The sequence below is a fragment of the Methanobrevibacter oralis genome (assembly GCF_001639275.1).
Lineage (GTDB): Archaea > Methanobacteriota > Methanobacteria > Methanobacteriales > Methanobacteriaceae > Methanocatella > Methanocatella oralis.
Window position 1 is genome coordinate 1 of the sequence record NZ_LWMU01000099.1, and the last position, 5272, is coordinate 5272.

Consider the following 5272-nt stretch of genomic DNA (forward strand, 5'->3'; position numbering starts at 1 on the left):
CAATAGAATTTATGGAAAAACTATTTGAAAAAGAATTCTATAGAATCGTAAATAGAGATTCCTACTATAAAAATTGGATCAGTAAATTCATCATGATTAACTAAAAAATTTTTTGTCCGAAACTATAATAAGAGATTTCTATGAAGTCCTGCATCATAAACTGATATAAATCATCAATACAATCAACAACGAATGTAATATTTGAATTGTTAGAAGCAGGCAAATATAAATCAGTATAAAAAAATTTTACCACATTTTTTAAGTTTATATTTTTGAATGGAGCATATTTTTTCATCAATTCTTAAAAATATAAGTTTACGTTTCGTAAAATTCCATTTTTAATATTGTTTGGTGATCTACAAGCACTCCTATAAACTTAAGGATTTTTTGATTTAAATTTCTTGTTTTTTCATGTTTTTTTTATGCTTTTCTGTCGTTGTGTTTGAATTTTTTTTGTTTTGGTAGTCCTCCTTTGTGGCGTTTTGAGGGTTTTTTTCTTTTTTCGTTTTTGATTACTAGTTTGTTTTGTGCTAGTTGTAGTATTTGTTTGATTATTTTTTTGTCTGTTTTTTTCGTTGGCCATTGCTAATATGGTTGAATTTGTAGTTTAGTATTCCCATTAGGTGGTTTAGGTCTAATTTGATATTCGTGTTTTAGTTTTTTGTTTTTGTGTTTTTCTTGTATTTTTTTGTCTGCGTCGAGTTTTAGTACAATATTTAGTTAGGTTGAACATGAATAGTTTGGCGTAGAATGTCCTTGTTCGATGATTGTTCTTTTGTGTATTGTGAAGTTTTCTAGTTCTAAAAATGTTTTTTTTTAGTCTATCGTAGTCTGTTTCTATTTAGCCATCTTTTGCCGTATGCGTCTTTTAAATCTTTTTTTGTGAATTTTTCTATTGGTAGATTTTGCTTAGTAGTGTTTTTTGTGTATTTTTCTCCTTTGTTGTTGGTTAGTTCCATAGTGTTGGTTTATTCTGAGGTTTATTAATAATTTTCTTGTTCGGCAATTTTTTTAAGTTTAGGATCTTTGATTTCTTTTGTTCTTAATTAATATTTCATAGTTTATATTAACAAATTCGTCCATCAGATTCCATTTTTTGTCTTTCTTATATTTTTATTGTTCTTGAATCCAAGACGAATCAAATATTAATTTTGATCCATATTTTTTAATAATGCCAATTTATTAACTCAATATGAATCCATTATACCCTCTGTCAAAAATTAAAACGAATTTTTTAAGGTTAAAATCCTTTATTTAAATCTTGTAAGTGATTTTTAGTCCATTTCAACTTCTGTTACTTTAGTAGTGTCAAATTCATGATGTTAAAATCAAACCATGAGTTAAACATCAACAATAATATGATGCTCTTGCTATTTGGCCAATGCCTTTCAAAATGCAGTATACTCTTCAATTTCAAATTGTTCACGAGTATATATATATAGTATTAGGCAATTTACATTATACTTCCATTCACATGCAACCCAAATATAAACCATCTTTCTCAAATTCAGCACTAAAAATGTTTGTAAAAATTCAGTAATATAATCCTTAAACATAATCCTTTATTAAAGAATAGGACTCAAATAAACCTCTTTGTTTACCAATATCTATGTTGAAATACTAATAATCCTCCCAACCAGTAACATTCTTGAATATAATCTCACAGCCTCCACTGAACCCGTAAAAACCATTTTGAAACAAATGGATTACAACATAATAATCCTTAAAACTCACTTTCCTATTTACGAGTAAGCTTCCTAATGTCTATTTTATAATTTATCATCCAACATAACCTATTAAATATTATCTAAAAAAAGTTGCAGAAAAAAAATCCAAAGCACATCCCCAAAAATACCAGTTTAATCCATACAATTACAAATACTAAATCAATCAATATTACATTATAAATCCTATAATATTTAATAATATTTAAAATTAACTACTAAAAATTATTAAAAACAAATATAAATAAATTTAAAAAACAATCAGAAGTATATAAATAAAATAAGCTAAATCCAACCAAAACTAAAAGAAAATAAGTAAAAAAAATATTAGAAAAATAAGAAAAAATCCTTAAGTTTATAGGAGTGGATCTACAAGAAGGACAACTTAACAATTTTATTCTCAAAATGAATTTTGCCCCTCTTTTCTAATATAATTAGAACTATCATTAATAAATTCACATTCAAACGAGAAAGACCTTCAAATTCACGGAATTCAGAAAATTCAAATACAAAATCAAAAAATTTAAGTCATAGAGACTTCATACTATTACATAGAGATTTTATATATTAGTTTAAGTTGATATAAACAATTTACTACTTTTAAATTAAAAATAAATAATAAATAGTAGAGAAATTTTTCATGCCACAAAAAATTCAAATCGCACAAGTTTTTGAAAAAGACAAATTGAATAAAAAAAAAACCTATAAAAATAAAATAACAATACCATGTTATTTAAATATCATTGTTCCAATACCTTGTGTAGTAAAGATTTCAAGTAAAATAGAGTGATTTACACGACCATCAATAATATGACATGATTTAACACCATTTTCAATAGCTTTAACACATGTTTCTACTTTTGGAATCATTCCCCCAGAAATAATACCATCTTCAATAAGGCCTGAAACCTCATCAATTCTTATTTTTTGTATTAAAGTAGATGGATCATCCGAATTTCGTAAAACACCTGGAACATCAGTTAAAATAATTAATTTTTCAGCATCAAGTGCCCCTGCTACTTCTCCAGCAGCAGTATCTGCATTTAAATTAAGACTGTTTCCTTCACAATCAATTCCAACAGGAGAAATAACTGGAATATAATTATTATCTAAAAAAAGTTTAAGTAAATCAGTGTTTATTTTATCAACTTCACCAACTAAACCTAAATCAATTTGTGTTTCTAATCCCTCATCAGTAGTAACAGTACTAGTTCCTTTTTTATGAGCAAAAATTAAACTGGAATCCTTTCCAGATAAACTAATAGCTTGACCATCATGTTTAATTAATTCAGATACTATTTCTGTGCTAATTTTCCCAACTAATACCATTTCAATAATTTCCATTGTTTCTTCATCAGTCACACGTAGTCCTTTAATAAATTTAGGTTCCTTACCTAATTTATCCATTGATCTAGATATTTCTGGACCTCCCCCATGTACAATGAGAGGTTTCATACCTACATATTTAAGTAAAACAGTATCACGAGCAGTAGAAGACATTGCGTCATCATCAATCATTGCATGTCCACCATATTTAATTAAAATCTTTTTATTGTGAAACTTTTTAATATAAGGCAATGCTTCAATTAAAATATTAATATCTTTCATTTAATCACTAATTTTTATAAAAAAAGAAAAGATTATAGATTAAAAGTAAATTTAAATCTATATTCCTGGTTAATAATTTCCATTCCATCAAAAGTACCGTTTAAAATTTCAGCAACTTTATTTAAATCTTCAGCTGTAATAGCTGAACCATTCGCGATTGGTGAAAAGAACGTTACTGTATCATCAGTAATTAAGTAATTAAGAAGTTTAGTTCCTTCTTTTTGATATTTTTCAACGATAGCCAATATTTTTTTTTCAATTTCTTTATCTAAGTTAGTCATCATATCACCTAAACTAAAATCTTATAATAAGTTATAAGCCTAATTAAATATAAATAATTATCTTATTGAAAATCCTGTAATAATCGACCAGATTATCAAAGTATAAACTGATAATCTCTCAAAAACTAGCATTAATACGTTTGACATAGAAAATATCATTATTAAAAAGAATACTAACCCAAAACTCTTAAAACTAAGCTAAATTTTTGATAAAATTTAAATTCAGCCATTGAAAAAGATAAAAATATTAAAAGAACATTCCAACCAAATATGGCTATTATAGCACCAATACTATAGTAATTAGCAGTTAATGGGTTTTCACCATGAATTAAAGCAACATAATCACTTCTAAACTAGTAATCAGTGAAAAAGATATATTAAAATATATTTTTAATTGAGTAAATACAAAATATGCTAAAATTAATCCCATTAAAATAAATGCACTATTCATTAGAAAGTATAATGGAGAAAACAAACCTAAATTCCAAGTTCAATTATTGTGTGAAAAATATAAGTATTAAATAATGAAGTAGATGTAAAAGCTGCTGATACTATCTCACAGACCAAATAATAAAAACTAGCAAGAATTAACCCATATCGAGCAATTTTATATGTCATTGTTAATTATTTTTGAAATTTTTTATAGAAATATTTTTCTTTTATTTCAAGATTTAAATCTTCAATATCTTCACCACTTAATGCTTTTTTAAGGAATTTAAAAGTGGTTTTTTTAGGAACAATTACATTTTTAACATTTGATTTAAGCCATACTTTGTTAAATCTTTTTTTAAGACCCATACCCCCAATATTTTCAATTACATTTTTAATATTATGTATATTAGCAGGATCTATTATCTGATAATTTGCATAAGTATTATAATCCATTACAATTGGATTTAAACCTAAAATAAAACGTTGCAAATCATAATCTAGGTAAGAGTCATAATCTTGATTATATGCATGAATTAGAGCTTTAGCAGATATTGCATCTATAAACATGCCAAAATGATTAACTAAAAGAGAATCGCTAATAAAACCATCAATATATTCAAAAGCAGTATCCAACATGTTTTTATTAGATGTTTTTGCATATTCAGCATAATCATCGAAATCAAATGCTGCAAGAGCAAATTGATAAAGATTAATCCATTCATTATCAATTAAATACTTTTTACCTAACTCAGTTACTTCAAAATCATCTGCATTTTTAGATAAAACTGGAAATACTCGCTCAACAAGTTCATCTTTTTTACCTGAAACTTTTAAATTATTTTTCCTTAAAACATCTTTTAGTTGAGAAACTGTGTATTTTTTAGAAATAGATTCTTTTGTTATAGAATCTTCTTTTTTAACTATTAAACTTTCATTTAATAAAAATTCAATGATTTCATCTTTATTTTTAAAATTTGAAAGACTATCAATTTTTAAAATGTCATAAGTTTTAAAATCATCAAAGAAATTTAAAATGATAAATATATCCAAATCCCTAATTGAATTACTCATTAATTCACCTTTAATATTTTTCTAAATACTATAGTTTTAGACAAAAAATATTTATATTAAATGTGACTAAAATAGTAATATGAGTAGAAATGCTTATATTAATAAAGATATCCCACTTTCTAAAATTCATGAAGTTAAAGCTGATTTAAAGCATTA

Annotated in this window: 4 protein-coding genes; all 4 read right to left on the bottom strand. The window is 25.3% G+C overall.

The genetic code is table 11. The annotated features are described in order from the left end of the window. Positions 1–2453: 2453 nt before the first annotated feature. Positions 2454–3332, bottom strand: a complete 879-nt coding sequence (gene argB, locus MBORA_RS08220) for an acetylglutamate kinase (RefSeq protein ID WP_042694746.1) — start codon at positions 3330–3332, stop codon at positions 2454–2456. A gap of 32 nt (positions 3333–3364) precedes the next feature. Then, positions 3365–3613: a hypothetical protein gene (locus tag MBORA_RS08225; RefSeq protein WP_063720533.1), complete on the bottom strand. Its 249-nt coding sequence runs from the start codon at positions 3611–3613 to the stop codon at positions 3365–3367. A gap of 477 nt (positions 3614–4090) precedes the next feature. Continuing rightward, positions 4091–4231 carry a hypothetical protein gene (locus MBORA_RS10880; protein ID WP_155930829.1) on the bottom strand — a complete coding sequence of 47 codons (141 nt, stop codon included), beginning with the start codon at positions 4229–4231 and terminating at the stop codon, positions 4091–4093. Between the two features lie 6 nt (positions 4232–4237). Beyond that, positions 4238–5116, bottom strand: coding sequence for an SAP domain-containing protein (locus tag MBORA_RS08230; RefSeq protein ID WP_042694748.1), 879 nt, complete (start codon positions 5114–5116; stop codon positions 4238–4240). Positions 5117–5272 lie beyond the last annotated feature (156 nt).